The sequence below is a fragment of the Hirschia baltica ATCC 49814 genome (genome assembly GCF_000023785.1).
Lineage (GTDB): Bacteria > Pseudomonadota > Alphaproteobacteria > Caulobacterales > Hyphomonadaceae > Hirschia > Hirschia baltica.
In genome coordinates this window covers 2,584,694-2,609,432 of the sequence record NC_012982.1, presented here as the reverse complement: position 1 = coordinate 2,609,432, position 24,739 = coordinate 2,584,694, and the positions used below count along the sequence as shown (strand labels likewise).

19 protein-coding genes, 1 tRNA gene and 1 pseudogene are annotated in these 24,739 nt (G+C 45.2%); 10 read left to right on the top strand and 11 right to left on the bottom strand.

Features of this window, described 5'->3' with window-relative positions; genetic code table 11:
* The first annotated feature begins 41 nt into the window (after positions 1-41).
* Positions 42-1,109, top strand: coding sequence for a LacI family DNA-binding transcriptional regulator (locus HBAL_RS12345; RefSeq protein ID WP_015828279.1), 1,068 nt, complete (start codon positions 42-44; stop codon positions 1,107-1,109).
* 67 nt (positions 1,110-1,176) lie between these two features.
* Here HBAL_RS12345 and HBAL_RS17045 read toward each other — a convergent pair.
* Positions 1,177-1,953 (bottom strand): annotated as a pseudogene (locus HBAL_RS17045) (IS6 family transposase).
* Between the two features lie 612 nt (positions 1,954-2,565).
* Positions 2,566-2,655, bottom strand: a tRNA-Ser gene (locus HBAL_RS12335).
* A 182-nt stretch (positions 2,656-2,837) separates the two neighbouring features.
* On the opposite strand from HBAL_RS12335, the gene msrA reads away from it, so the two are divergent.
* Positions 2,838-3,470 (top strand): peptide-methionine (S)-S-oxide reductase MsrA, encoded by a 633-nt coding sequence (gene msrA / locus HBAL_RS12330; RefSeq protein ID WP_015828278.1) that lies wholly within the window; start codon positions 2,838-2,840, stop codon positions 3,468-3,470.
* 7 nt (positions 3,471-3,477) lie between these two features.
* Here msrA and HBAL_RS12325 read toward each other — a convergent pair whose 3' ends face one another.
* The gene (locus HBAL_RS12325; RefSeq protein ID WP_015828277.1) at positions 3,478-4,539 is read right to left on the bottom strand and encodes a hypothetical protein; all 1,062 of its coding nucleotides are present in this window, start codon (positions 4,537-4,539) and stop codon (positions 3,478-3,480) included.
* Positions 4,540-4,791: 252 nt separating this feature from the next.
* Here HBAL_RS12325 and HBAL_RS16405 point away from each other — a divergent pair, with 252 nt between their 5' ends.
* The 3 genes from HBAL_RS16405 to HBAL_RS12310 all read left to right on the top strand — a co-directional run bounded on the left by HBAL_RS16405 (position 4,792) and on the right by HBAL_RS12310 (position 7,360).
* Complete coding sequence (locus HBAL_RS16405; protein WP_015828276.1) at positions 4,792-5,679, top strand: hypothetical protein; 888 nt, start codon at positions 4,792-4,794, stop codon at positions 5,677-5,679.
* A gap of 123 nt (positions 5,680-5,802) precedes the next feature.
* Positions 5,803-6,690, top strand: a complete 888-nt coding sequence (locus tag HBAL_RS12315; protein WP_015828275.1) for a dienelactone hydrolase family protein — start codon at positions 5,803-5,805, stop codon at positions 6,688-6,690.
* A 256-nt stretch (positions 6,691-6,946) separates the two neighbouring features.
* A complete protein-coding gene (locus tag HBAL_RS12310; protein WP_049763215.1) occupies positions 6,947-7,360 on the top strand; it encodes a hypothetical protein in 414 nt (137 codons plus the stop codon).
* A gap of 24 nt (positions 7,361-7,384) precedes the next feature.
* Here the strand turns inward: HBAL_RS12310 and HBAL_RS12305 are convergent, their stop codons facing one another.
* Positions 7,385-8,452 carry a lipid A deacylase LpxR family protein gene (locus tag HBAL_RS12305; RefSeq protein ID WP_015828273.1) on the bottom strand — a complete coding sequence of 356 codons (1,068 nt, stop codon included), beginning with the start codon at positions 8,450-8,452 and terminating at the stop codon, positions 7,385-7,387.
* 115 nt (positions 8,453-8,567) lie between these two features.
* Positions 8,568-9,062: a hypothetical protein gene (locus HBAL_RS12300; RefSeq protein ID WP_233356687.1), complete on the bottom strand. Its 495-nt coding sequence runs from the start codon at positions 9,060-9,062 to the stop codon at positions 8,568-8,570.
* Between the two features lie 433 nt (positions 9,063-9,495).
* On the opposite strand from HBAL_RS12300, the gene HBAL_RS12290 reads away from it, so the two are divergent.
* Positions 9,496-9,969 (top strand): hypothetical protein, encoded by a 474-nt coding sequence (locus HBAL_RS12290; protein WP_015828270.1) that lies wholly within the window; start codon positions 9,496-9,498, stop codon positions 9,967-9,969.
* Positions 9,966-10,775, top strand: a complete 810-nt coding sequence (locus HBAL_RS12285; protein WP_015828269.1) for a DUF1828 domain-containing protein — start codon at positions 9,966-9,968, stop codon at positions 10,773-10,775. The genes HBAL_RS12290 and HBAL_RS12285 overlap by 4 nt, the downstream gene beginning before the upstream one ends.
* 20 nt (positions 10,776-10,795) lie before the next feature.
* Here HBAL_RS12285 and lepA read toward each other — a convergent pair whose 3' ends face one another.
* On the bottom strand, positions 10,796-12,607 hold the full coding sequence (gene lepA / locus HBAL_RS12280) for a translation elongation factor 4 (protein WP_015828268.1): 1,812 nt from the start codon (positions 12,605-12,607) through the stop codon (positions 10,796-10,798).
* 213 nt (positions 12,608-12,820) lie between these two features.
* Here lepA and HBAL_RS12275 point away from each other — a divergent pair, with 213 nt between their 5' ends.
* Positions 12,821-13,744 carry a Cif family virulence factor gene (locus HBAL_RS12275; RefSeq protein WP_015828267.1) on the top strand — a complete coding sequence of 308 codons (924 nt, stop codon included), beginning with the start codon at positions 12,821-12,823 and terminating at the stop codon, positions 13,742-13,744.
* Between the two features lie 112 nt (positions 13,745-13,856).
* Here HBAL_RS12275 and HBAL_RS12270 read toward each other — a convergent pair whose 3' ends face one another.
* From HBAL_RS12270 to HBAL_RS12250, 5 genes are all read right to left on the bottom strand, one after another.
* Positions 13,857-14,630, bottom strand: a complete 774-nt coding sequence (locus tag HBAL_RS12270) for an ion transporter (protein WP_015828266.1) — start codon at positions 14,628-14,630, stop codon at positions 13,857-13,859.
* Positions 14,631-14,639: 9 nt separating this feature from the next.
* Positions 14,640-15,179 (bottom strand): low molecular weight protein tyrosine phosphatase family protein, encoded by a 540-nt coding sequence (locus HBAL_RS12265; protein WP_233356686.1) that lies wholly within the window; start codon positions 15,177-15,179, stop codon positions 14,640-14,642.
* Positions 15,180-15,289: 110 nt separating this feature from the next.
* On the bottom strand, positions 15,290-15,814 hold the full coding sequence (locus HBAL_RS12260; protein ID WP_015828264.1) for a GNAT family N-acetyltransferase: 525 nt from the start codon (positions 15,812-15,814) through the stop codon (positions 15,290-15,292).
* Between the two features lie 42 nt (positions 15,815-15,856).
* A complete protein-coding gene (locus tag HBAL_RS12255; RefSeq protein ID WP_015828263.1) occupies positions 15,857-20,695 on the bottom strand; it encodes an NAD-glutamate dehydrogenase in 4,839 nt (1,612 codons plus the stop codon).
* 540 nt (positions 20,696-21,235) lie between these two features.
* Positions 21,236-22,339, bottom strand: a complete 1,104-nt coding sequence (locus HBAL_RS12250) for an AI-2E family transporter (protein WP_015828262.1) — start codon at positions 22,337-22,339, stop codon at positions 21,236-21,238.
* Between the two features lie 199 nt (positions 22,340-22,538).
* On the opposite strand from HBAL_RS12250, the gene HBAL_RS12245 reads away from it, so the two are divergent.
* Positions 22,539-24,038 carry a helicase HerA-like domain-containing protein gene (locus HBAL_RS12245; protein WP_015828261.1) on the top strand — a complete coding sequence of 500 codons (1,500 nt, stop codon included), beginning with the start codon at positions 22,539-22,541 and terminating at the stop codon, positions 24,036-24,038.
* Between the two features lie 138 nt (positions 24,039-24,176).
* Positions 24,177-24,710 carry a CC0125/CC1285 family lipoprotein gene (locus HBAL_RS12240; RefSeq protein ID WP_015828260.1) on the top strand — a complete coding sequence of 178 codons (534 nt, stop codon included), beginning with the start codon at positions 24,177-24,179 and terminating at the stop codon, positions 24,708-24,710.
* The last annotated feature ends 29 nt before the right edge of the window (positions 24,711-24,739 follow it).

Below are 24,739 nucleotides of genomic sequence, written 5' to 3'. Positions count from 1 at the left end.
TATGTGTACACTGCCTCACTTTGAACGTGAGTCGAAGTGAAGTGGTTGATAAAATTGTTATGAATAGACGGGGAATAACAGAATCTATCGACGAGACTCGAAGACCTTCGACAATTGTCGATGTGGCTCGAGAGGCTGGAGTTTCAATAAAAACCGTTTCTAGAGTTTTAAACGATGAAACCGGAGTTAGTGATAAAACTCGGAATAAAGTTCACAAAGCGATTTCCGAACTTAGTTATCGACCTAATTTAGCAGCTAGAAAGCTTAGAAATAGCGAAAAAACTCTTATAGCGTTGGTGTGTGATAATCCCGGGCAGCATATGAGTGGATTTAATGCTGATTTGCAAATTGGGGCTATGCGCGAATGTAATAAACAAGGGTATTTTCTAATTGTTGATGATTATGGTTCGCCTGAATGTGCATTCGAAGAGATTCTTGAATATACAGATTTAGCAGGCGTCGTTCTTTCGCCGGGCTTGTGTGACAATCTAAAAATTCTGGATTCGTTGGAAGAAAAAAACATCCCTTATGTGAGGGTTTGTCCTCAAAGGGAATTGGAGCGATCATTCGGCGTAAAGATAGACGATTATCAAGCCTCTGTTGATTTAATACAGCATCTCATCGAGCTAGGGCATAAAAGTATAGGGTATATACATGGCCACCCTGATCATATGGTAAGTGAAATCAGATATGCCGGATTTAAAGATACATTGGACAATGTGGGCCTACGAGTGAATCCTCAACATATGCAGTGGGGGCTGTTTGATTATCAATCAGGATTGAAAGCTGCTCAAAATATTTTAAACGCAGATTTATTGCCGACAGCGATTATGGCTGGAAATGATGATATGGCAGCGGCGGTGATTGCTGTGGCTGGTAATATGGGCATAAAGGTACCATCAGAGTTGTCGGTAGTAGGATTTGATAATGCTCCTATTTCAGGGTTGATTTTTCCTAGAATTACCACGGTAGATCAGCCGACAATTGAAATGTCGAGGTTGGCAACAGAAATGTTGATCAAGCATATTTTATCTCCAAATATTTCACCAGAGGTAACAACGTTAAAGCATAATCTTATTATTCGAGAGTCGGCTGTGCCCCCAGCATAGTATACTGTCGAGCGGTGATGTCAGACAAAAGCTAACTGGTCTCTAATTGGCGGGTTAGGGTGTTTTTTTAGCCAGTGAAAAGCTGTCGCCATTCGTTCAGAACGACGTCACGGTTTCGTTTAAAATTGTATCTTGAGTAGAGATGTCTCTCCAAATTGAAATGGTTGTGAACTGACGATTGAATGGCAATGAATTTTTGCAAGCTCTTGGTCTGCCGGAATTTATTCATGATCTTTTCTCGTCGTCGGAACGGCTGGTGAGAATTCTCACATCGGTTGTTCAACCAACGTCCTGTCACTTGTCTATCAGCATTTCCAATGTCCTTCATTGCTGCACGATATGATTTCAATTTATCCGTGACTAACAGGTGAGGCGGGCCATATCGCTTCATTGCTTTACGTAAAAATTTCAATGCTGCTCGTTTGTTACGGCGTTTGGTAACGTAAGCTTCTAGGACTTCACCTTCATGATCCACCGCTCGCCAAAGGTAGTGAAGCTCACCGTTGATCTTGACGACTTTGGAGCTGGTTAGCGTATGCCAAAGCTTTGATCTAGTAGATCAAAGCTAAGCGAAAAAGGCTCCGGCAGGAGCTTCATCAAGGTGCCACTGCCATTGAGGGAACTTACGCATTTGAGCCGAACGTTTTGTCCTGATCTTTGATGCGAAGTAGGGACCAAACCTGTTCCACCAAAACCGAACAGTTTCGTGCGTGATATCAATTCCACGCTCGTGAAGTAGGTCTTCTACATTTCTCAGTGAGAGTGGAAAACGAATATACATCATCACGGCAAGTTTGATGATTTCGGGTGATGTTTTGAAGTATCGGAAGATGGAAGTTTTCATGCTTGCAGCTTAGCGAAAGCTGGCTAAGTTGGAAATAAGACGTTTAATCTGCCAATGCCGTCGTGAATTGGGCGTCACGGATTCGTCCATTCGCAAACGAATAGCGCTTGCTTTTTTATCCCCTAGAATTACCGAGTCTATATTATCTGGAAGCCAACCTGTTGAGCTAACATTGCGGGCATTGATTACTCAAAGGCTTCCATTGGATTGGAAGAAGCAGGAAATAGTACTGGGATTTATAACTCCCTGATAGCTTCAATTAATATCCCTACTCAAAACCATATTGTTCCCTGTTTTTTTGTATTTCATTGCCTGTTTTGATTTTATCAGGGAATTGGTAATCAAAGCATTGAAATTTAACATTTTTAAATTCAATAATTTACCAATATCACCTCAATACAGGCTGAAAAGACGATATTTCCCTGTTAATTGTAAAATAACAGGGAAAATGGGCAAACCGGCCACATGAAAATGGGCTCTAGAGATTTTAGGATATAGACAGGGCGGAATCTTTAAGGCGATTGGTCTCTGCGCAAAATGAAGGGGCTAAGCTACGGTAAAGTCAGTAGTAATTTGAGAGAGAACGGCACTATCAGAAACAGCCGGACTGAATGGCGGTGAGACAGGGATTCGAACCCTGGAGACGGTTACCCGCCTACACACTTTCCAGGCGTGCGCCTTCGACCACTCGGCCACCTCACCGCTGAGGAAGGCGCGACAATAGCGTGAGATTTCTTAAGTGCAAGTTATTAGTTATATTATTTTTAGGCCTCAAACACTTCGCAAAGAATATTCGTTCACGGATCTCTAGATTTTCCCTGTATGAGTTCCTAAATCTATGCTTCTGATAGAAAATACTATCTTCGGTATAAGGATATTCTGACGTGACAATTCTGGACAAATCTCAACTGGTTTCCAAAGAGAACGCACTTCCTGGGCGTGATCAAGAATTGGCAACGGCGCAAACCCATTTTTTGAGTGGAGCAGCCATAAAAGCAGACATTCCAACAGGTTTTGGTGAAATTTATCTCGGGCTTGGTTGTTTCTGGGGTGCAGAGCGCCGCTTCTGGGAGACTGAAGGTGTCTATGTTACATCTGTTGGATATCAGGGCGGATATACGCCAAACCCAACCTATGAAGAAGTGTGCTCAGGGCTGACCGGTCATACTGAAATTGTCCATGTTGTCTTTGATCCTTCCATCATCACGCTAGAAGGTATTTTAAAAGTCTTCTGGGAAGCTCATGACCCAACGCAAGGCATGCGTCAGGGAAATGACCTTGGTACACAATATCGCTCTGCGATTTATGCAGTGAATGAAGCGGATTTAGAGCGTGTAAATGCCTCCAAGGCAGCCTATCAAGCGGCATTAAACAAGGCAGGGCGCGGGGGGGCGATCACAACAGAGATTTCGTTGGCAGGGCCGTATTATTACGCTGAAACCTACCACCAACAATATCTTGCCAAAAACCCTAGTGGCTATTGCGGTTTAAAAGGAACTGGTGTCGCGTGCATTTAGCGTTAAGTTAGATGCCGCCGCGTGTAATTGAAAACCTGCGGCGCGTGCCAAGCATTTTCTGACATTCAGCAATTGTTTGTGCTGCAAGTTCAGCTGTTTTAAATTTGCTTTCAGCACGCAAGGCTTCAAGTGCATCGGACAGATGACCAACAGATTCTTGCAAGATAATCGGGTCAAACTTACTCTCACAGCGAAGTTTCAGCGCGCGTCCAAGATTGATTTTTGCTTTTACCCACCGGTCAGGTGTTTCTGAGCGATCAATACCGGAAAGTGTATCTTCTAACACTTGAACGCAGCGGTCACTCCAGTCTGCAATATTGGCAATGGCGAGTTGAACGGTTCCGGCCGAATAATCATCTTCAATATCGCCGCGCAAATGCACATCCATTTTGGGATTATCAGCTAGAATTTGATGAAGTGAAGCGACGACAGGCTCTAGTCGCTCAGCCCGAAAATCTTGTGGGCGCGATAGAGCAGGGCGTAATTCTCTTGCTGTGGCATAGGCCAAAGCAGCGGATAAAGGTTTGCTCCAATCATCGGTATTTTTGGGCAGCACAATCATGCGATGTTGGTATTGCGTGGTTTTCTTGGTGTCATCACGGCGCGCGATACGCGCGACGATCTTATTTTTTTTCATGCCTTCGCCCCACATGACCAAATCAGCACCGGCTTTTTTCAACAGTGTTTGGGCTTCTTCTTCACTACGAATTTTGGCCGGAAAATCGATGACATCAAACGGACCACCAAACATGAAACCTTTAAGGTGGCTGCGTGCAGCTGCACTTAAATATTCGCTCGCAGCTTTTCCCTTTTTGCCAAAACCCTGAGTGATAAGCACGCGGGCTCCAATGTCAGTGCCACGGCGAACTTGAGACGCCGTACCAGCAAGGTGAGCCGATCGTGCAGCAAGCCACAAAAGTTTCAGGATGAAATACAGCCCTGTTACGCAGGCAGCTAAAGCGACTATAACACCAAAGCTTGCAAGCTCTTGATGCGATAGAATCCATGTCTCCGCTATGTTCCAATAGCGCAGCGCGTTAGGTACCAAGCTCTCAAACGTGATGTTCATAGGCTGTCAAAAACCGATCTTTGCAAAGATTATTCGTATCTCTCATATGCTGTTTTCATATGTTCGCGCAATGCAAAAGGACATTTTGGATGCAGGATTTGACACTTTGAAAACAATTTTACGCATTTGATTAATATTCTATCAGCTTAAGTTAATAGCGCGTTAGCAAATGAGAGGATTTTGCAGAACTTATCCTCTGCCTAAATATATGCCGCATCCTTTGGCTTTTAAGGTCAGAAGGAAAACGACATTGTGACATCATATAAACTCTCAGATGATAAAAAATTAAAACCAGTTGGCGTGATGGTGGTTCACGGGATTGGACGTCAAAGCTTGCCGCCTACTTCCCAACCAGACAAGCTCATGTACTCGCTGTCTTTATATCGTAAACTTGAGCGTATTCTGACGGGTAGGAATGTCGATTTAAATGATGATGTTGCATGGCGGGAAGCAAATTATGCGCACATTTTTAATGGGGTTCAGGATGAGTATTATCGCCAGTTGGGCAATAGCATAAAACGCTCTCGCATTCGTCAGCTTGTCGTCGAAAACTTGGGAGACGCAGCGGCTTACAGGCCGCGTAATGCAGAGGGGGCGGGACAAAAATCCGCCTTCACAAAAGTGCAAATGGCTATTCAGTCTACGTTTGAAAAAGTAGAAAGTGAATGTGTACCAAATGCGCCAATTTTTGTGATTGCGCATTCACTTGGCGGGCAGGTGATGCTGGATTATTTCAAATCTTGCTTCAGCCAGAATGGAAAATTGGACATCCCAACCAAGCTAGAGAATGTGCAGCGTTTTATTACATTTGGGTGCAATATACCTTTGTTCATGATCGGTCAGCCCGAGGATGAGACTATAGCGTTTGAGCCGCCAGTTAGATTTGTTGAAGACAAGGCGCAACCTTGGTGGATAAATTTCTACGACCGCGATGATGTTCTAGGATATCCACTCGCACCAATGGGGGGACATTTCGCGATAATGGCAAATCAGGGTCACCTCAAAGATATTCAAGTTGATGCGGGCAATCTCCTGACAAAATGGAACACGCTGTCGCATATGGGGTATTGGACAAACAAAACCATCATTGCTCAGATTGCTTTGGACATCCAGAATGCGATGGAGCAAGCCGGTGAATGAAGTTGTTGGCGATAAGATCATCATTCAAATAGAGGCAGCGTCAATTTAAAGTGATCACGACCTGCTTGCTTTTCTAATTTCCAGATGCACTCTCTAGGCTAAGGTTAACAAAGGGGCATTCTAATGTGTGATGAATTTACGGAAAAAGATATCGAGAATCTCAATGGCAATGATGGGTTTAATCGGCGGACATTTACCAAACTAAGCTCTATCGCCACCTTTATGGCCTTATTGCCTGGGTGTGCAGCGTCTGATGTCTCGGAAAGCGCGATCACGGAAACGGAAGTTGATGTGCAAATGCCCGATGGCGTTTCTGATAGTTATTTTGTCCACCCAAGCAGTGGGCAACATCCTGCTATTTTGATGTGGCCAGACATTAAAGGTCTGCGCCCGGCATTTAAAGCGATGGGAAAACGTTTGGCGATGGCTGGATATTCCGTTTTGGTTGTGAACCCTTTTTATCGTGATGCCAAAGCGCCTGTTGTGGGGCCTGATGCGAGCTTTAGTGATCCAGATACGCGAACATTCCTGCGAGGCATGGCTAGTAAGCTAACTCAAGATGCTGCCATGTCTGATGCACGTGCTTATATCTCGTTTTTAGATGACCAATCTTCTGTCGATACCTCCCGCAAGATAGGCACAGCGGGATATTGTATGGGCGGCCCATTGATTATGCGCACAGCCGCAGCCGTGCCAGATCGTGTTGGTGCAGCCGCATCATTTCATGGCGGCGGCCTTGTGACAGACAAGGAAGACAGTCCGCATCTCCTCATTCCTAAATCTCCTGCGCATGTGCTGCATGCTGTGGCTGAAAATGATGATGCACGAGACCCAGAGGCTAAAATAGTGCTCGCCAAAGCCTATGAGGATGCAGGCATTCCTGCCGAGATTGAGGTTTATGCCGGTGCAAACCACGGTTGGTGTCCACCAGACTCCGCTGCCTATAATGAAGTTCAAGCTGAAAAAGCATGGAGCCGCATGTTGGCCCTCTATGAAAGCGCGTTGAGCTAAAACCAAGTGATTAGCAATGCAAGATGGCAATGTGGTGGGGAGGATGCTCTCCACCATTTTGAGGGTGCACGTAAGTTTGAATTTTCAACTGTAAACGCAAGAGTTGCATCGGTTAACGAAAATGCAGGGATTTTGCATTTTAATTCACCAATGGGGCGAATTTTGTCTAATCGGCACCAATGTGTCCGTTATCGTTTGAGGGCTTGTATTGTGTTGGCTCGTTGAGATTGAGCCTGCTTTTGATTGGGAATGTGACATGCATGAGTCGACCTTAAGAATTCTTGAGATTATCAAGCGTTCGCGTCATCACTTCAGTGATGTCGAACTGGCCGATTTCGTTTTAGATATCCGCAGAACAGAGAACGCAGCCTTATTGCCTTTGATGAAACCAAAGACACGCACAGTGTATTCATTTGAGGAATCTGACCCCAATTATCTGGAATTCCAACTCGTGCGCAAACAACTCATCAGTATCCACAATGAGGATTATATCTCAGATATTGTGCGTATATTGAATGTGCTGAAATTAGCCGATGATTTTGACCTGCGCCAATTTCACAAAAAATCCATTCCGGCTTTTTATGATGCCATCACGCAGATTATTTCGCCTGAAACGTTGATTGATGTTGCCCGTAAATATACCCAGCACAAATTGCGTCTTGCGGCCTAAATTGCGCGTCAAATATCTTAAATGCTAGAATTTCTTGCTGAGGCTAAATGCACCAAAGCGTTGTGGCTCTTCCTGCTCGTCAAACTCCTTGGACCGCTGCACAAGAGACAAAGCCATCTGTACATCATAAACCTGCACCACTAAGCCAGCTTGGTAATCATGCACAAAATTGCGCAGGCTTAGATCGACAAAATCCTCTCTAAATAGGCTGCCTTCAATAAAGATATTGTGGGCCACAGCGCGCGCTTCAAAGCCAGCAAACACATGCCAGCTAAAGCTATCATCAGGCACAAAATATCCCGCGCCGCCAAGGGAAGGGCGCACGCGCGGTGGTCCGTAATCATTGCTCAAATCTTGTCCTGCCCGCACCGTCAGGCCAGCGCGGGCTTGCGTGTAGACATTACCAACCGATATACCGTAATTAGGCGTGAGATCGGCTCCAAAGTCGGTGTCGCCAATCTTGCCAATCCGGCGTGCTTTACGCTCATAGGTCAGTACCACGCCGAGCTCATCCTTAAGTTGATTATCCCAGCCTTTAGCGCCTTCAATTCCAATGAGATAGTGAAATTCGTTTTGCGCAGTTTCGCCGCCAGCGCTTTTGCCAATCATTCCAACTTGGATCGACATTTGGTCAATTATATTGCGTTGGGCAATCACGGCGGAATATTCCCCATATAACCATCCCGCATAGGGGTGGTCATCTGGTAGAAAATCCGTCGCTTCAATGTCTGTGGGTGTAAATATGGATTGCCCCACGGCCACACCGCGTCGCAAAACAGCATCATCATCTGCACCCAACACATTGCGCGCAACATATTTGACAACATCACTTTTTGATTGTGCACCAGAAAGCCATGCCAAACGCATGCCATTGGTATAGCTTCGGTCTGTGTTGGCGAAACTGTCATTTTCCCAAACAAATGTCAGAGTCGATGCTTCTTGGGTTGTCGCTCTTTTTTCCTTAAAAGATTTCTTTTTTAGAGGTTGTTCAGGGCCGATTTTTTCATCTGCTTTAGAAGGCCCAGTTTCGGCGATAGCATAGGGGCACAAAGCAACCAAAAGGCTTGCATAAATTGAAAATTTCAAATGCATGTCTCGCTCCGCAAAAGCAGGCAATGTTTTGGTAAATTGTCCTGATTCTCAGTCTGTATATAGGCAAGCAGACCATCTGAAAACCACATACCCCAGCAATATTTCTAGGGTGGTTTTAGGCGGCTATATCAGGGCGTTCCTCCATGAAGCCCAGATCAACAAATAAAGATCCTTCCGCGCCCTTAGGTGCCGTCAATTGCAAGCTCAGTGTTGTTCCGGCGGGTAGTTCTTCTTGAATAGCTAGTGGGAAGTGCATGGAGTTTTTCATTCCCAGAGGGAATAAACGCATCACTTCGCCATCGCGCAGTAAAGTAATGTTGATTAAATCATCACTCGTTTGCCCAATCCGGCAATAGACAAGCTTGGCTGTCATGGCATTGGGAACGGTATAGCTGGCCTTATATAAATCCACCGCTTTATCCAGCCCTTCACCTTTGAAATTATAGTTTCCTTGTAAGAATGCTGGCTTCGAAATCATGACATCTCTCCTTGCGGTTGGGTAAAAATAGGAGACACCAATGATGATTTTCTGTCCAGCCTTGCGGGAAATATCCGGCGTGGATATCTCAAAACTCATCCTACACGAGCAGAATGCCGCAATACTAGGCATATTCAATCCTTGAGGGCGGCTCGCGACCGAACGTGTTGGGATTGGAATGATGGGCTCATCAAACCAGATCGCGCAATCGGTGCGGGGTCAAGGTGATGGGGCTGGGGAGATACCAGTTAGAAAGTGTTTCATTTTCTGATGCGGAGTATTGGGGGCATTGCCCGTCCTCCCTTAGTGGTTATGAAAAAGGCCAAAACCATCATGCGAGGCGCGCTTATTTGCGGCCTACTTACCGCTGGCACCCCGTGTTTTGATCGGGACCAGCTATTACTGCCAAGAATAAGCGTGCCTCGTGCCCTTACTATTCTTGCTTTTCATACTCTCGCATCGATCCCGATGGCGGAGATATTTGTGCTAAATAGTTATAGGTTGCAAATAATATCTATAGTTCACATAAGGTAGAACGAAGTTAGAAATGAAGGTGGGGGCTTTTATGGATTTAAAGATTCTAATTAGAAGTGATAACAAAAAGGTAGAATCTCTTGGAGAGTGGAAACAAGGACATATTCCTCGTAGTTCTTTTCCGATGTCAAAGGTAGCTAATAAACAATTTAAGTATGGAAAGTCTTATTCTTGGCGCGTTGTTAAGCTAAATATAGAAAAATATGAGTGCCGGATATTACTACTCCTAAATGAAGAGAAGCAGATATTTAGAGCTCGACTAGGTGTGGAAGTTGAAGGTGACATGCGGGTGATGTGTGAGCACGAATGGCATGCTAGTGAGCCGGGATGGCACTGTCATATTAACCGAAAAACCATAGATGAGACTTATCCAGGTCAAGTAAGAGGTGGAACCTATCGATGGCCCAAACAGATTGTTCATGATATGTTTCAAATCAATCGAGGAAATGCGGTAGATAAAGCCTTTACAGTTTATAACGTAAATGTGTCGGGAACCTTGCTATGAATGTCGAGCAGGTATGCAAAGAGTTTTGTTCAGGTTTGAAAGCGACTGAAGTTCCTATGGGATTGGCGATAGCTACGCCTTTCAAAGGAGAAGACGGTGATGCAGTATCGATATACATGAGAAAACAGGTTGGAATTGAGGCGCGTGTTCGTTTCGAAGAAGATGGTCAGCTTTTAGCTAAACTGGCTGAAGAGGGGTTTACCGCTGACACTCAAACACGATCATCAGCTTTCAGTTCTCTCTTGAAAAAACATGGAGCTTTTTTTGATGAAGAAGAATGGTTGATACATTCTGAATACGTTGCGGAAGAGCAAGCGCCAGCAGCATTTCTTCGCTTCTTAGAGTTGATGGTAAGAATTGATGATTTGAAGTTATTATCGAAAACTACCGTTGCCCGTGCTTTTAAAGATGACCTTAAAGAGTTTCTTGAGGCCAATTTTTCTGATAATTTTGAAATTCAGGAAGAAGAGAGTGCTATAGATGGCGCTGATAATTATGTTTCTGATTTTGTAATGAAAACTTTAACTGGCAGAACTCTGGCGATCTACGCAGTATCGTCTGAGGTGAAGGCTCTGGAAGCATTATTGCTATGGCAAGAAGCTATTCGACTAAATGTTAAGGACCTCACTATTTTAGCTGTCTTAGAAAATTCAAAACCTCAAGGGCTCAGGCAGAATACTATGTCCAGATTGATGAACAGTGACGTTAACTTGGCTGCTTTTGACAATGCTCAGTCTGATCTTGTTAAAAAGATGGAAAGACAATTGGAAATCTCTGAGGGGAGTAAATACCACCCAGAAAGTTGAACTTTCTGGGTGCATAAAACCTACTGATCCCCGTCCATTTTAAGGGCGGCCACAAAGGCTTCTTGTGGGATTTCCACTTTACCAAATTGGCGCATGCGTTTCTTACCGGCTTTTTGTTTGTCCAATAGTTTGCGCTTACGGGAGGCATCACCCCCATAACATTTGGCCGTCACATCCTTACGCATCGCCGCAATGGTTTCACGGGCAATCACCTTGCCCCCAATGGCTGCCTGAATAGGGATTTTAAACTGGTGACGCGGAATAAGATCTTTCAAACGTTCACACATCGCACGGCCACGCCCTTCGGCGCGCGAGCGGTGCACAAGCATAGACAACGCATCCACAGGTTCTTCATTGACGAGGATGCTCATCTTCACAAGATCCTCGGCGCGGTGTTCTTTGACCTGATAGTCAAACGAAGCGTACCCTTTAGAGATGGACTTCAAACGGTCATAGAAATCAAACACCACTTCATTCAGTGGTAATTCATATTTCACCATGGCGCGTGTGCCCACATATGAAAGATCAGTCTGGAGACCTCGGCGCTCCTGACAAAGCTTTAGAATGCCGCCCAGATACTCATCTGGTGTCATGATGGTTGAAGAAATCCAAGGCTCGCGGATTTCCATAATCTGCATCACATCGGGCATGTCGGCAGGATTGTGCAGCTCAATCATTGAGCCGTCGCGCATTTCCATTTCATAGACCACAGATGGCGCTGTTGCGATCAGGTCAAGGTCAAATTCACGGCTCAGGCGTTCCTGAATAATCTCCAGGTGGAGAAGCCCAAGGAAACCACAACGGAAACCAAAGCCTAGCGCAGCAGAGCTTTCCATTTCCCATGAAAAACTTGCATCATTGAGGCGCAATTTTCCCATAGCATTACGAAGGTCGTCAAAGTCTGCCGCATCCACAGGGAAAAGGCCGCAAAACACAACTGGTTGAACTTCTTTAAAGCCGGGCAGTGCGCCTTCACATGGCCTTTTAACGTCAGTGATCGTGTCACCCACAGCACAGTCGGCAACTTCTTTAATGCTGGCAGTTAAGAACCCAACTTCGCCCGGATAAAGGGCATCGGCATCTTGCAAACGGCCTGGACGGAAATAACCAACGCGGTCCAATTCATAGCTTGCGCCAGTTTTCAGCATTTTGACACGCTGCTTTTTCTTCATCACACCGTCCATGATGCGCACAATCACTACCACACCCATATACGGGTCGTAATAGGCATCCACGAGGGAGGCTTTTAGCGGCGCGTTTTCATCGCCATCTTTAGGCGGCGGCAAACGTTTAATAATCGCTTCAAGCACATCAGGCACACCAAGACCTGTCTTGGCAGACATCTCAACAGCATCTGAGGCATCAATCCCGATCACATCCTCAATCTGCTCTTTGACGCGCTCAGGTTCAGCAGCTGGAAGGTCGATCTTGTTAAGAATGGGCACAATCTCGTGATTTGCGTCAATGGCCTGATACACATTGGCCAATGTTTGCGCTTCCACACCTTGGGATGCATCTACAACAAGAAGGGAGCCTTCACACGCATTTAGACAACGCGACACTTCATAAGTGAAGTCGACATGTCCAGGGGTGTCCATAAGGTTGAGAATGTATGTTTCACCATCCTCAGCCGTATAATCCAAACGCACTGTTTGGGCTTTAATCGTGATCCCGCGTTCGCGCTCAATATCCATTGAGTCGAGGACTTGTGCAGTCATTTCGCGTTCGGTCAAACCGCCTGTAACCTGAATTAAACGGTCGGCGAGTGTGGACTTACCATGGTCGATGTGCGCGACGATGGAGAAGTTGCGGATTTTATCACGTGATATCATCGGCTGGATCTAGCATTGCTCGTTATAAAGGGAAAGAGGAAATACATCTGATTTATCCCTCCCGTGATGGAATAGGTTAAACTGGTTATAGAGCTTAGACAAAGATAAGAATAGTTTGGTTGATACGTGCAGAGGCGATTTGAACAGAATATTGCCACACTTTTTCTTCAAACTTTTAATCATTACATAAAATCACAGATTGGGAGGCTGTAAGTGAAGCATTTTTTTCTACGACAATTATTTTTGACAACGTTAGCAGCGTGGGGATGTACATCTGCGAGTGCCGACATGATTGATGAGGTTCGGGCGGCTCATAACAAGGCATTTACTGCAGGGATGCTGGAAGAGAAATTGGAAATCGTGGTCAGCAGTTTTGCCGAAAATGGACGTGTCATGCCAGAATATCAGGAAACTGGTTTAGGCAAGGAGCAGATCTCTCAATATTATGAGGCTTTTTTTGAACGATTTGATACCAAGAAATTTATCAAGACGACCGATGAAGTTTTAAACCTTGGTCATCTGATCGTTGAAATCGGTTCATTTCAAACCGATTTGATCGTCACTGAAACATCCGAAGAAAAATCTTTGACCGGCACATATTTTGATGTGTGGGAAACACAAGAGGATGGTTCGACAAAGCTGTTTTCTTCCGCATGGAATTATGATGCTGCATTTGATGGTATCAGATCATTAATGCACTTTTCAGACATAGAAAGCACACCTGCACAACGGATTCCCGGCATAACTGTGTCCGATGAATTAAGCTATGAAGTATCGGCGTTGAGCGAATTCAATGATGTTCTGATGAAGCGTCAGCAACCCGAAACATTGATGTGGATTTATGCTGAAGATGCGGCCTATGCGCCACATGATGCACCTATTGTGAAGGGTCGTGATGCTATTGCAGCTTTCTTGAAAAATTACACGTCATATTGGGTGCCATTTGATTTTGTCGATGTCTCAGTTGATCGGTTAGACAAAACGCAATGGGGTGCCATCTCTTATACAAGCTATAATTTGCGTTGGATTGGGGGCGATCAAACTGGCGTCGCAACTGGTAAAGGTATTCGTATCTGGAAGCGCTCAAAAGACGGGCAATTGCAGAGCTATAGGCAGATTGCGATGCATGATTTTTAGTTTGCGTCCAGTTGACGGAGAGTGCCTTTGTTACGGATTTTCTGTAAAGCGGAGGCATTCTCAACCTGAAATTCTGTAACATTCAAGTGCTTCAAATATTTCAGGGTATATATTAGCCCTTATTGCGTTTTTTCTGTTGCGCGCGTTCATCAACTTCATCCGACACCGCAGATGCAAAAATACCAGCTGGTAAAGCCACGACGCCAATGCCTGCCAGTGCGATAATGCCAGCAAATATTTTGCCAGCAACGGTGATAGGGTAGGAGTCCCCATAGCCGACAGTTGTTAGTGTTGCGACGGCCCACCATGTTGCGCGCGGGATTGATCCAAATGCTTCTGGCTGTATGTCGCCTTCGATAAAGTAAATGACGATAGCGGACACATAAATTAGCGCGAGTGCAACAATGAGAGCCACAGCAAGCTGTGCACCAGATCTTTTAAGAGCAGACCAAAGCATACCAAAAGCAGGGACGAAACGTGCTAGTTTGAGTAGCCTAAATAAACGCAGTGCTTTAAGGGCTGCGATAGCGCGCGCATCACCTGCTGTGATAATCAGTGCGATAAGTTCAGGCAGGAAGGCCAATAAATCCGTTAGCGCGAATGGGGTCAGCATATAGGACATACGTCCTTTGATGCCTTTAAAATTTTGGTTTTCACCGGCAACCCACACTCGCGCAATATATTCTAGCGCAAAGATAGCAAGCACAAGGATGTTGAAAACAGCCAATTGGTTTCGAAATTCAACTGAAAAGGTTTTTTCTGTCTCCAATGAAAAGGTCAGGAAACTAACGAGAACAAGTGCAATCAAAAATAGGTTGAGAGGCGATATTCCCTTATCGCGTACCGATGGTTCAAGATGTCTATAGAGGCTCGCACGCATGCTCATTTTCAACCTTTATAGTTTCAATTCATTCAGGATAGCTGCCGTTTTGGTTTCAAGCAATTGTATCAAGTCTGGGTTCATGAATTGGTATTCGTCAGGAATATTTAGTGTGTGAACTTGCTTATAGCGTGTTTCATCACGAAAGTCTGCTTTGATCCTGGAGAGGTGCTTTTGTTCCATGGCAAGGATCAGATCGGCCCAACGTATATCTTTGATATTGATTGGATGTTTAGCATTTCGGCTCGTGCCGGCAGAGCGTGTTGAAATCCCCTCAACATTGCGAAAAATTGCTTCTCCTGTTGGGCTGCGCCATTGGTTTTTCGAGCAAACGAAAAGGATTTTGACGGGCGCAGAATCTTTCATGAGGGAGGTCCATTCCTTATTAGGCCAGATTTTGCCGATTTGGCGTGCGCGATGAAGTTTGGTGGCACGTATATGTAAATGCTTCCACTTTTTAGGGGGCCAGTTAAATGTATTATTTGATTGTTTGTCCGATTTGAGGTGTCGACGCGCATTGGCTCGTCGCCAGTCTCTGGTGCGATTGTGTGGCATTGCAATGTCCTATGTTGATCAACGGATCAGCAGCCGCGGCAACATAGATTGCATTTATATTATCTATTTGGAGGGGATGAAGCAAGTTCCACTTCAGTGTGAAAGATGAGTTATAATTTTTTACGCATGATAACTTCATTATCCAGAGTATTGCCGACTGGAAATTTGTAATTACCTATTTTTTCAAAATTGCGTGTCTCATACACGGAAATGGCGCGTTGGTTGTTTTCCCAAACGCCAAGATAGATTGATTTGGCACCGCGTTGCCGTGCTTGTTCAATCGCCCATGTTAGCAATATCCGCCCAACACCGACGCCTTGTCCTTCTTGACGAACATAGAGGCGGTGAAGTTCCAATGATGTTTCTGGGTCGTGCTCTATAGGCAGCTTTACTGGGCCTAATTTTGCATAAGCTATTGTTTTTGTGCGCATCGCGGCAATGCGTATTTCAATCTCGGGATCTTGAATTTCTTTGAGCTGTTTCTCTACTGTGAAATTCTCATCTAAAAAGCTTTGAAGGTCCTCATGCTTATACAGCATACCAAAAGTTTCTGAAAAGGTCTCACGACCAATCGTGGTGAGACGCCCAGCATCATCGTTGAGGGCGTCTCTAAAACTTAGGGAAACTGCACGCAAATCTTCTGTCCTTTAAATCGAAATACTTGTTTCGATAAGGTCTTACACTCTATCAACAGAATTTTGAACAAATTCTCGCAAAGCATCACCAACTAAAACCAATTTGGCTAAAGTCCAGCTATCTGAGGCGTCAAATTGATCAATTGGTCCTGTGACGCGGTTTACTTCAACCTTAAGAGGAGCCAGCCACATCTCTACAGCTTCTTTTGCGGTATCGAAACTCAGTGTTTCAGGTTTGTGCCCGTCCTTTTGGGCGTGCATGATAACCAATTCAGAAAGTGCAGATTGTTGTGCGGGAAGTGCATCCCCCACACGTTGAAGAGCAAGCCGTTCCCAGTGACCATCTAACTGAATGTCCCTTACGGCAGCACGCATTTTGTCCAAGCCTATAACTTCGTCCAGTGCGTGTTGAATGCGGGCTGTTGGTATGATGTCCCAGCCTGTTTTCCTCGACACATCCACAGCTTCTCTGGCTGTTGCAAGAATGCGTATACTGGCTGCATCCATAGCAATGTCTTCTGGAGCGCCTGCAGCAATGAAACCATCCGCGCGATTGCGGATGCGTTCTTGCACAAATTGGCTAAGGCATGAGTATAGTGATGCTTGAAGCGTGACAACACCTTTTGTGTAGTTTGTCACCAGATCAGCTAATTCATCACCGCGAAGAATAGGTTGCACCAAGCCGGCAGTCAGCTGACGCAAAGTTCCTATAATTTCGCGACGCATAAGTGTTTGCGCTTCTGCTGGTGCCTTGTTGTCCAAGGCATCAATACGATCGCATAGATCATCAAGACCAAATATAGCCCGTGCAGCCTCTGAAGCACGTACAAGTGTGCCGATGTTGACCGAAGAAGCATCGCGCATTTCATAAGGATAAACAGGCCCAGTCATATTGACGAGACGATTGGCTAATCGTGTGGCAATGATTTCCCGTTTCAGCCGATGGTTTGCGCGGGGTATATCATATTTATTCAGCGCAGCAGGGAAATAGGTTTTGAGATATTCCTGAAACGCTGGATCATCGGGCGCATCACTGTCCACAATGGCAGCAAAAAGATCATTCTTCGCATAGGCTAATAGAACAGACATTTCAGGGCGCGTTAGCCCTAATCCTTGTTCCTTCAAAGCAGCAATTGCATCAGTATCTGGGAGGAATTCCACAGCGCGGTTTAATTTATCTTCTGCTTCCAGAGTCGACATAAATTGTGCATGTGCATCCAGATCCGCAACGGCGCTGCTTTCCATAATCGTTAAAGCACCTGTTTGATCATAGTTGTTGACCAATACATGTTCAGCCACATCATCTGTCATGGATGCAAGAAGTGCGTCACGGTTTTCAACTTTCAACTCACCCGCATTAATGGCTTCGGTGAGAAGAATTTTGATATTTACCTCATGGTCAGAACTGTCTACGCCGGCTGAGTTATCAATAGCATCCGTGTTGATGCGTCCGCCATTGCGGGAAAATTCGATCCGGCCCTTTTGGGTGACGCCGAGATTTGCGCCTTCACCAATGACTTTTACATTGAGTTCTTTTCCATTGAGCCGCAGATGGTCGTTTGCTTTGTCTCCAGCTTGGGAATGGACTTCATCTTCGGATTTGACATAAGTACCAATGCCACCAAACCAGAGTAATTCTGCATGCATCCGTAAGATTGCGCGGATCAATGTCCCGGGCGTAACTGATTTTTCAGTTAGACCGGTCATTTCCATAATTTCGGGTGTGAGTTCGACCGATTTATCAGCGCGTGCAAAGATCTTTCCGCCTTTGGAAAGAAGATCACTATTGTAATCTGTCCATGATGAACGTCCCATTTCAAACAGGCGTTTGCGTTCTGCATAACTCGTTGCAGTGTCTGGGGAGGGGTCTACGAAAATGTGTAGATGGTTGAAGGCTGCAAGCAATTTAGTTTGCTTTGACAGGAGCATTCCATTTCCAAACACGTCACCAGACATGTCACCAATACCAATGACTGTGAAAGGCTCGTTTTGGATGTCTTTGTCCATCTCACGGAAATGGCGTTTTACTGCCTCCCATGCACCGCGTGCGGTGATGCCCATTTTTTTGTGGTCATATCCGACAGATCCACCGGATGCGAAGGCATCATCAAGCCAGAATTCATGAGCTTGTGAAAGACCGTTTGCAATGTCGGAGAAAGTGGCTGTGCCTTTATCGGCTGCGACAACAAGATAGGGGTCATCTCCATCCCAAGCGAATACATTTTGCGGGCGTACAGCAACGCCATCTTTGATGTTGTCGGTTAGTTGGAGGAGGGCTGAGATGAAAATCTTATAGGCGTCTATTCCGCCATTGATAAAGTCTTCGCGAGTGCCTGTTGTCGGTAATTGTTTCGGGAAGAAGCCACCTTTAGATCCAACCGGCACAATAACAGCATTCTTCACTTGCTGAGCTTTAACCAGCCCTAATACCTCTGTGCGGAAATCATCTCGGCGGTCGGACCAGCGAAGTCCACCGCGTGCGACTGGACCAAAGCGCAAGTGGACACCTTCAACGACAGGAGACCAAACAAAAATTTCTCTAAATGGTTTAGGCGCAGGTAGATCTTCTAGCTCCTGACTGGCGATTTTAATGGAGATATGCGGGTAGTGCACACCGTCATTTGTGAGCTGATAGAAATTCGTGCGCTGAATGGCATTTATCAAATGCATGGTCCGGCGTAAAACACGATCATCATCTAATGAAGACACGTGTTCTAATGCTTTGACTATGGCTTCGCTGGTGAGATCACCGGCGATTTTTCTATCTTTGAGTTCAGCCGCATTTTCTGGACCAGTTGATGGATCAAAGCGTTGATCAAAAAGGTTGACGAGTTCTGACGAAATTTCAGGATGGTTCACAAGTGCATTGATTTGCACCTCTTGAGATGCGTCCATTCCTGTTTGTTGACGATATCTGCAAAGAGTACGGATAAGTGCGGCTTGGCGCCAAGAAATGCCAAGGTGAAGGACAAGTTGATTGAAGCGGTCATCTTCAGTGTGTCCATTCCAGACGGCAACAAATGCATCTTCGAATTTGTGATCAAGAATTGTGTCTGGATTTGAAAATTGAAGCTCTAGGTCATGTATCCAAACTGTAGTGCGGCTGTCTTGGTCAGCATTAGATACTATCGGAAATCCGGTTTCGGATAGGACTCGTAAACCCATGTTTTCTAATACCGGCACCATGTCTGATAGTTCTAAAACATCATTTTTTCTGTATATTTTACAGCGAGTTGTGCCTATTTTAGAGCTTGGGTAAGCTCTAACCAAAACTTCTTCATCATCTTTCATATTGTTTATGAGAGATAAGTCTTTGATGGCTTCTTCTGGCGCAAAAGCTTCTTTGTAAGCTGCGTTGAAATGGTGTCCAAGAAGGTGAGGCGTTGGCGTTTCTAGCAAACGGTCGGCGCGGGCCAATCCATCTTCCCACGATTCAGCCATCTGGCGTAGTTTTATGTCGAGGGCATCAATATCGGGTTCTGCGTGTCCAGGGCTTAAACCAATGATAAAGTGTACACGTGCAAGCGGCCCGTCATTAAAGCTAGGGTAGAAAGCAGACTCGCGACCTTCATAAGCTTCTGCTATTGCAGTGTGGGCTTGGCGCCGAAGTTCTGGTGAATAATTGTCACGCGGAGTGAAAAGTAGTGCCGATACAAATCGGTCAAATTGATCTTTACGAATGAATAGCCGTGTGCGGGGACGCTGATACAGACTCAGAATACTATATGAGAAACGCGCAAGATCATCTTCCGAGATTTGGAACAATTCATCTCGGGGGTAGGTTTCTAAAACATTGTTGAGTGCATTTGTAGAATAGCTAGAACTTCCCACATCCAGAATTTCTTTGACGCGTTGGATTTTGCGGCGGATGAGTGGGACATCCTTTGCCATTCGGGTGTAGGCCGCTGCTGTGAACAATCCTAGAAAGCGGATTTCTCCAATAACTTTCCCGCTTTTGTCTAATTGTTTTACGCCGACATAATCAGCATATACGCGGCGGTGCACGCGAGAACGCACATTCGATTTCGTAACAATAATTGGCGAAGGTTCATTTAAGAAAGATCGGATACGTGGTGTCAGGACGGCTGGTTCTGTTCCGTGGGAAAGAACATGGCGGTTCACATCCTGAAGTATGCCCATTCCTTTGCCGACAATTTTCGGTTCGAGTACAGTTGTTTCGCCTGTTTCTGAAGAGGCATTGTTGGAGTAGCTATAAGTGCGTGCTCCAAGGAAGAAAAAGTGATCCTGTTCTAACCAAGTTAGGAAATTGGCGTATTCTTCGAGTTCTTCCGAACTTCTGCCTTCAATGACGGGCATTTTTAAAATTGAAGCCGCGGCGTCACGCATGGCTTTCTTCATTGCATCATGATCTAGCGTGGCAAGAGACACATCATTGAAAGTGAGCTTTAAGAGTTTTTCTATCTCAGCGGCACGCAAGTTAGATAGGGGCGGAGTGTGTATCTGAATTAGAGATGATCCGTCGACAACGGGATGCACGATGGCTGTGATTTCAACACCGGCTTCAACCAGAGCGGCAACGGCACTATCAACGAGGAATGGAATATCGGGTCCGACAATTTCAAAGACATGGCGTTGCATGTCTTTTTCATCAGCCCCAAGGCAAGGTCGGGAACGAATTGTGCGTTGATCTGTATTTAGGCTGAGTGAAAAATTCCAAAGCTCTATCGCATTTATCGCAGCATCATCAGCCGAGAATGGTGCAAATTCATCCATCGACGCGCTATTACAGAACTGTTTTAGAAATTCATTTCTAGCTTCGAGTTTTTTTGCGCTTTGCTTCGTCTTTGTTTTTATTGCTGCTGAATTTAGAATTTCCTCTGCAGCAAATGCTAAACTGGAATTCGTCGCCTGAAATGCCATAGTTTCGTCCCATGATGTACGATTTTTACAATCGCTTTATTATCTTAAGTTGGTTAATCTAACTTAAGGTTCCAAGTCTTGTTCCCTAAAAAATGCTCTATTAGAAGTGCATTTTGTATCTTCAAGGACTTATCATTGTAGAAGCGTTAAAGATGCAAGAAAATCACTGAAATGATGAAGTGAATGAAAATAAATCGACAAATTAATGGGGGAGGGCAAATGGTTTGAGATGTTTCCTCAAAGGGATTAGACGCAAATCTACTTTCCGCTGGTTTGTCGCGGTTGAGCGGGGACGCACTCAACCGCTTTTAACCGATTAATTTGCGCACTGGGTGGGGGACGCTTGCAAATTAACCTCGATCCGATCACCGCAGAAGCGATGATGTGATGTGAATATTGTGGGGTAATTTGTTCGTTTTTTCAACTCTAAATAACATTAAATCAATCAAAAGCAGCGTTTGATTGTTTATTCCCACGTGCAAATTTTAACCTAGAATGTTATTTTATTTCAATAATTTCGAAAGTAGTGTAACTGCAAATTTATGCAGAAGACACGTTTTCGCTGTCATCTTTTGCTGCAATTGGTTTGTTTTTAACGGGATGACCATCAGCTGATAATAGAATTGCCAACCAATGTGCGCCCGGGATTTGAGCAAACAAAATCATCATTAAAACCGTCAGCGGCGCGGATAGGAACATGCCGGGGATGCCCCACAGAGCGCCCCATATGGCAAGCGAAACAAGTACGACCAAAGCTGAGAGGTTGAGAGATTCTCCCATCATGCGAGGCTGCACGAAATTTCCTATCGCAAACTGCCATATGCTCACACTGGCTAAAACAATAAGCGCGTTCAATGTGGCGTCGGTTGGCATATAGGCTGGCCATTCAGGCTGAGCGAGCGCAAATAATCCAGGAAGGAAGGCTGCAACGATGGATCCTATTGTTGGAATATAGTTTAGAAAAAAGACTATGAATGCCCAAAAGAGTGCATTGTCTAAACCCAATATGAGTAAGGTGATGTATGTGATAACAGTGATAATGCCTGAGATGACTGTCTGTACCCAAAGGTATTCTTCCATCGACTTGCGAACTTGATGGCCGACTTCTCTAGCTTGTGATCTTGTCTTGGTATCTGGAAAGATATTGTCTAATTTTGTTGGCCAGTTTTTCTCTGCAAGAAAGAGAAACGCAATATAGATCATGATGAGGACAAAAGACGAGGCAAGACCTTGAACCGAATCTAGAATGGGCTGCACGAATTTGGTGTTTTCTTCGTTGAATAACATACGAGATAAATCAGGTGGCGCGACGGTGAAGATGTTGAAACGGGCATAAATCTCGGTCAGGATTTCATTGATGCGCGCTTCATATGCGCCAGCATTTTTCGCAAAATCATTTAACCCATCTATGAATATTAAAGTCACGGTTAGGGCGATGCCTAGCACGATGAGCACAGCGCTTGTTTGAGCAAGCCATCTAGGAAGTTTAGGAATGCGCTCCTGCATCAGGCGAGCAAAACCTTCAATGACCAGCCAGAGGAAAACGGCTAAGGCAAATGGCGCAAAAATATCTGCGCCGACATATAACCCATATGTGATGACGCCCGAAGCGATGACCCATATCCCAGCCGGTAAATAGCCCATTGTAAAACCTTTCCTCAACAAAGTGCTTTGTATTTTTACAATCCCTAAACTCACCTTGGGGTCAATTGTTCCTAAACGATTATTCGTGTTGCAGTCTGCCTCTAGCTGTATTTATGTGGCCTGACGTGATTGTCGCTTAAGCTTTGGGGTCATATTGTCTGAACGAAACGAATCAAATTTACGAGCTAGGATTATGCTTATGAGCGAGAATACAATTTTCCTTGGTGGCGGTGGACCAGAAAACAAACTGTCTCAAGAATTGATACTTTCTCGTGCAAATCGGCACGGTCTGGTCGCCGGAGCGACAGGGACAGGTAAAACGGTCACGCTTCAGATCATGGCAGAAGGGTTTTCTGCAGCAGGTGTTCCTGTTTTCTGTGCTGATGTGAAGGGCGATCTTTCGGGGCTTTCTCAAGCAGGTGATCCAGCACATAAACTACATGATAAATTGGTTGCGCGCTCTGCTAAAATTGGATTTGACGATTTTGGATATGGCGTCACGCCAAGCATATTTTGGGACCTTTATGGAAAAAAAGGCCATCCAATCCGTACAACTGTGACTGAGATGGGGCCAGAACTGCTTGCTCGGCTCATGGACCTCAACGAAACACAAGAAGGTGTGCTGATCATCGCTTTTGAATATGCTGATGATAATGATCTTCTTATTTTGGACCTAAAAGACCTTCGCAAACTTTTGATCCATGTCACTGAAGTGCGAGATGAGATCCAGAAAGAATATGGAAATGTGTCTCCAAGTTCTGTGGGGGCGATACAGCGTCGATTGCTTGTTCTTGAACGCGATGGCGCTGAAGAATTTTTCGGTGAACCTGCGCTTGAGTTAGAAGATTTTATGCGCACGACGCGAGATGGGCGCGGATATGTATCTATTCTGGATGCAACGACACTGATCAATTCACCAAAATTGTATTCGACATTTCTACTTTGGCTATTGTCTGCATTGTTTGAAGAACTGCCAGAGGTGGGTGATCCTGATAAGCCTAAAATGGTGTTCTTCTTTGACGAAGCGCATTTGCTATTTGATGATGCGCCAAAGGCATTGATTGATAAAATCGAGCAAGTGGTGCGTTTGATCCGATCTAAAGGTGTAGGTGTTTATTTTGTAACTCAAAATCCACGCGACTTGCCTGACAGTGTGCTGGCGCAATTGGGCGCGCGGGTTCAACATGCTCTGCGCGCTTATACACCGTCTGAGCGCAAAGCGATAAAAGCGGCAGCGCAGAGTTTCCGTGAAAACCCCGATATTGATACTGAAACAGCTATCACTGAACTAGGAGTGGGTGAGGCGCTTGTGTCTACTCTGGATTTGAAAGCTGCACCTTCTATTGTTCAACGTACATTGATCCGTCCGCCTTCATCGCGCATGGGGCCGGTGACGGATGCTGAACGCAAAATAGTGATCGAGAATAGTCCCGTCTTTGGGAAATATGATGACGCTGTCGACCGCGAAAGTGCGTATGAATTGCTAAGTGAGCGCGAGGCAAAAGCAGCAAAAGAAGAGGCTGAATTGCTTGAAGCTGAAGCCAAAGCAAAGGAACAAGCGGCCAAGGCAAAGAAACGCAAACCAACATCGCGGCGTCAAACAGCGACTGAAGCAGCGACCAAATCTATGATGAGGACGGCTGCTAGAGAGCTAACCAAATATGTATTGCGCGGCGTGTTTGGCGGGCGTAGCCGCTAGAGAATGACGCACAGGTAATAAAACTGTGAACGCTCAATGTGTTAATAATGGTGACTTGTAGCTGTATGGTCTGCTATAGTCAGCTCAACTATGGAAGTGTGTGCACTTGCTGCGCTTCAATAAACGAAGGAATACATCATGCGCCAGTCTTTATTTGCTCTAGTTACAGTGTCAGCTCTGGCTATCAGCGCTTGTGCCACTCAGCCTGCTTACAAACAAGCAACTTCCTATAATGGAAGAGGTTATTCAGACCAAATTATTGAATCTAATCGTTTTTATGTGTCATTCAAAGGTAATTCCACAACGCCGCGCGATGAAGTGGAAACATTTCTATTGCTTCGCGCTGCTGAGCTAACATTAGAAAACGGATTTGATTATTTCGTTGTTGTTGAGCGCGAGACGGAAACAAAAAGTCGTATGCAGTCTAGTCCCTTTGGTGGACATTATTCTCGTTATGGATTTGGATATTCTTATTTTCACCCGCGTAGCGGCTGGTATGGAATGTATGATCCATTCTGGAGCCGTGGGTCATATGATTACAACCAAATCACGAAATATGAGGCATCTTCCGAGATTGTTATGCATTCAGGGAAAAAGCCAAAAGACGAGCTTCGTGCATTTGATGCCCGTGATGTTGTCAAAAACATAGGGCCGACAGTTCAACGCTCATAAACTGTGCGGTTAACTGATCCACTTTAGCA

Excerpts from the sequence above, each read along its gene's own strand:
- HBAL_RS12325 (WP_015828277.1), bottom strand. The coding sequence starts at position 4,539 with ATGAACATCACGTTTGAGAGCTTGGTACCTAACGCGCTGCGCTATTGG.
- HBAL_RS12315 (WP_015828275.1), top strand. The coding sequence starts at position 5,803 with ATGTGTGATGAATTTACGGAAAAAGATATCGAGAATCTCAATGGCAAT.
- HBAL_RS12310 (WP_049763215.1), top strand. The coding sequence starts at position 6,947 with ATGCATGAGTCGACCTTAAGAATTCTTGAGATTATCAAGCGTTCGCGT.
- HBAL_RS12305 (WP_015828273.1), bottom strand. The coding sequence starts at position 8,452 with ATGCATTTGAAATTTTCAATTTATGCAAGCCTTTTGGTTGCTTTGTGC.
- HBAL_RS12300 (WP_233356687.1), bottom strand. The coding sequence starts at position 9,062 with ATGCCTAGTATTGCGGCATTCTGCTCGTGTAGGATGAGTTTTGAGATA.
- HBAL_RS12290 (WP_015828270.1), top strand. The coding sequence starts at position 9,496 with ATGGATTTAAAGATTCTAATTAGAAGTGATAACAAAAAGGTAGAATCT.
- HBAL_RS12285 (WP_015828269.1), top strand. The coding sequence starts at position 9,966 with ATGAATGTCGAGCAGGTATGCAAAGAGTTTTGTTCAGGTTTGAAAGCG.
- lepA (WP_015828268.1), bottom strand. The coding sequence starts at position 12,607 with ATGATATCACGTGATAAAATCCGCAACTTCTCCATCGTCGCGCACATC.
- HBAL_RS12270 (WP_015828266.1), bottom strand. The coding sequence starts at position 14,630 with ATGAGCATGCGTGCGAGCCTCTATAGACATCTTGAACCATCGGTACGC.
- HBAL_RS12265 (WP_233356686.1), bottom strand. The coding sequence starts at position 15,179 with ATGCCACACAATCGCACCAGAGACTGGCGACGAGCCAATGCGCGTCGA.
- HBAL_RS12255 (WP_015828263.1), bottom strand. The coding sequence starts at position 20,695 with ATGGCATTTCAGGCGACGAATTCCAGTTTAGCATTTGCTGCAGAGGAA.
- HBAL_RS12250 (WP_015828262.1), bottom strand. The coding sequence starts at position 22,339 with ATGGGCTATTTACCGGCTGGGATATGGGTCATCGCTTCGGGCGTCATC.
- HBAL_RS12245 (WP_015828261.1), top strand. The coding sequence starts at position 22,539 with ATGAGCGAGAATACAATTTTCCTTGGTGGCGGTGGACCAGAAAACAAA.
- HBAL_RS12240 (WP_015828260.1), top strand. The coding sequence starts at position 24,177 with ATGCGCCAGTCTTTATTTGCTCTAGTTACAGTGTCAGCTCTGGCTATC.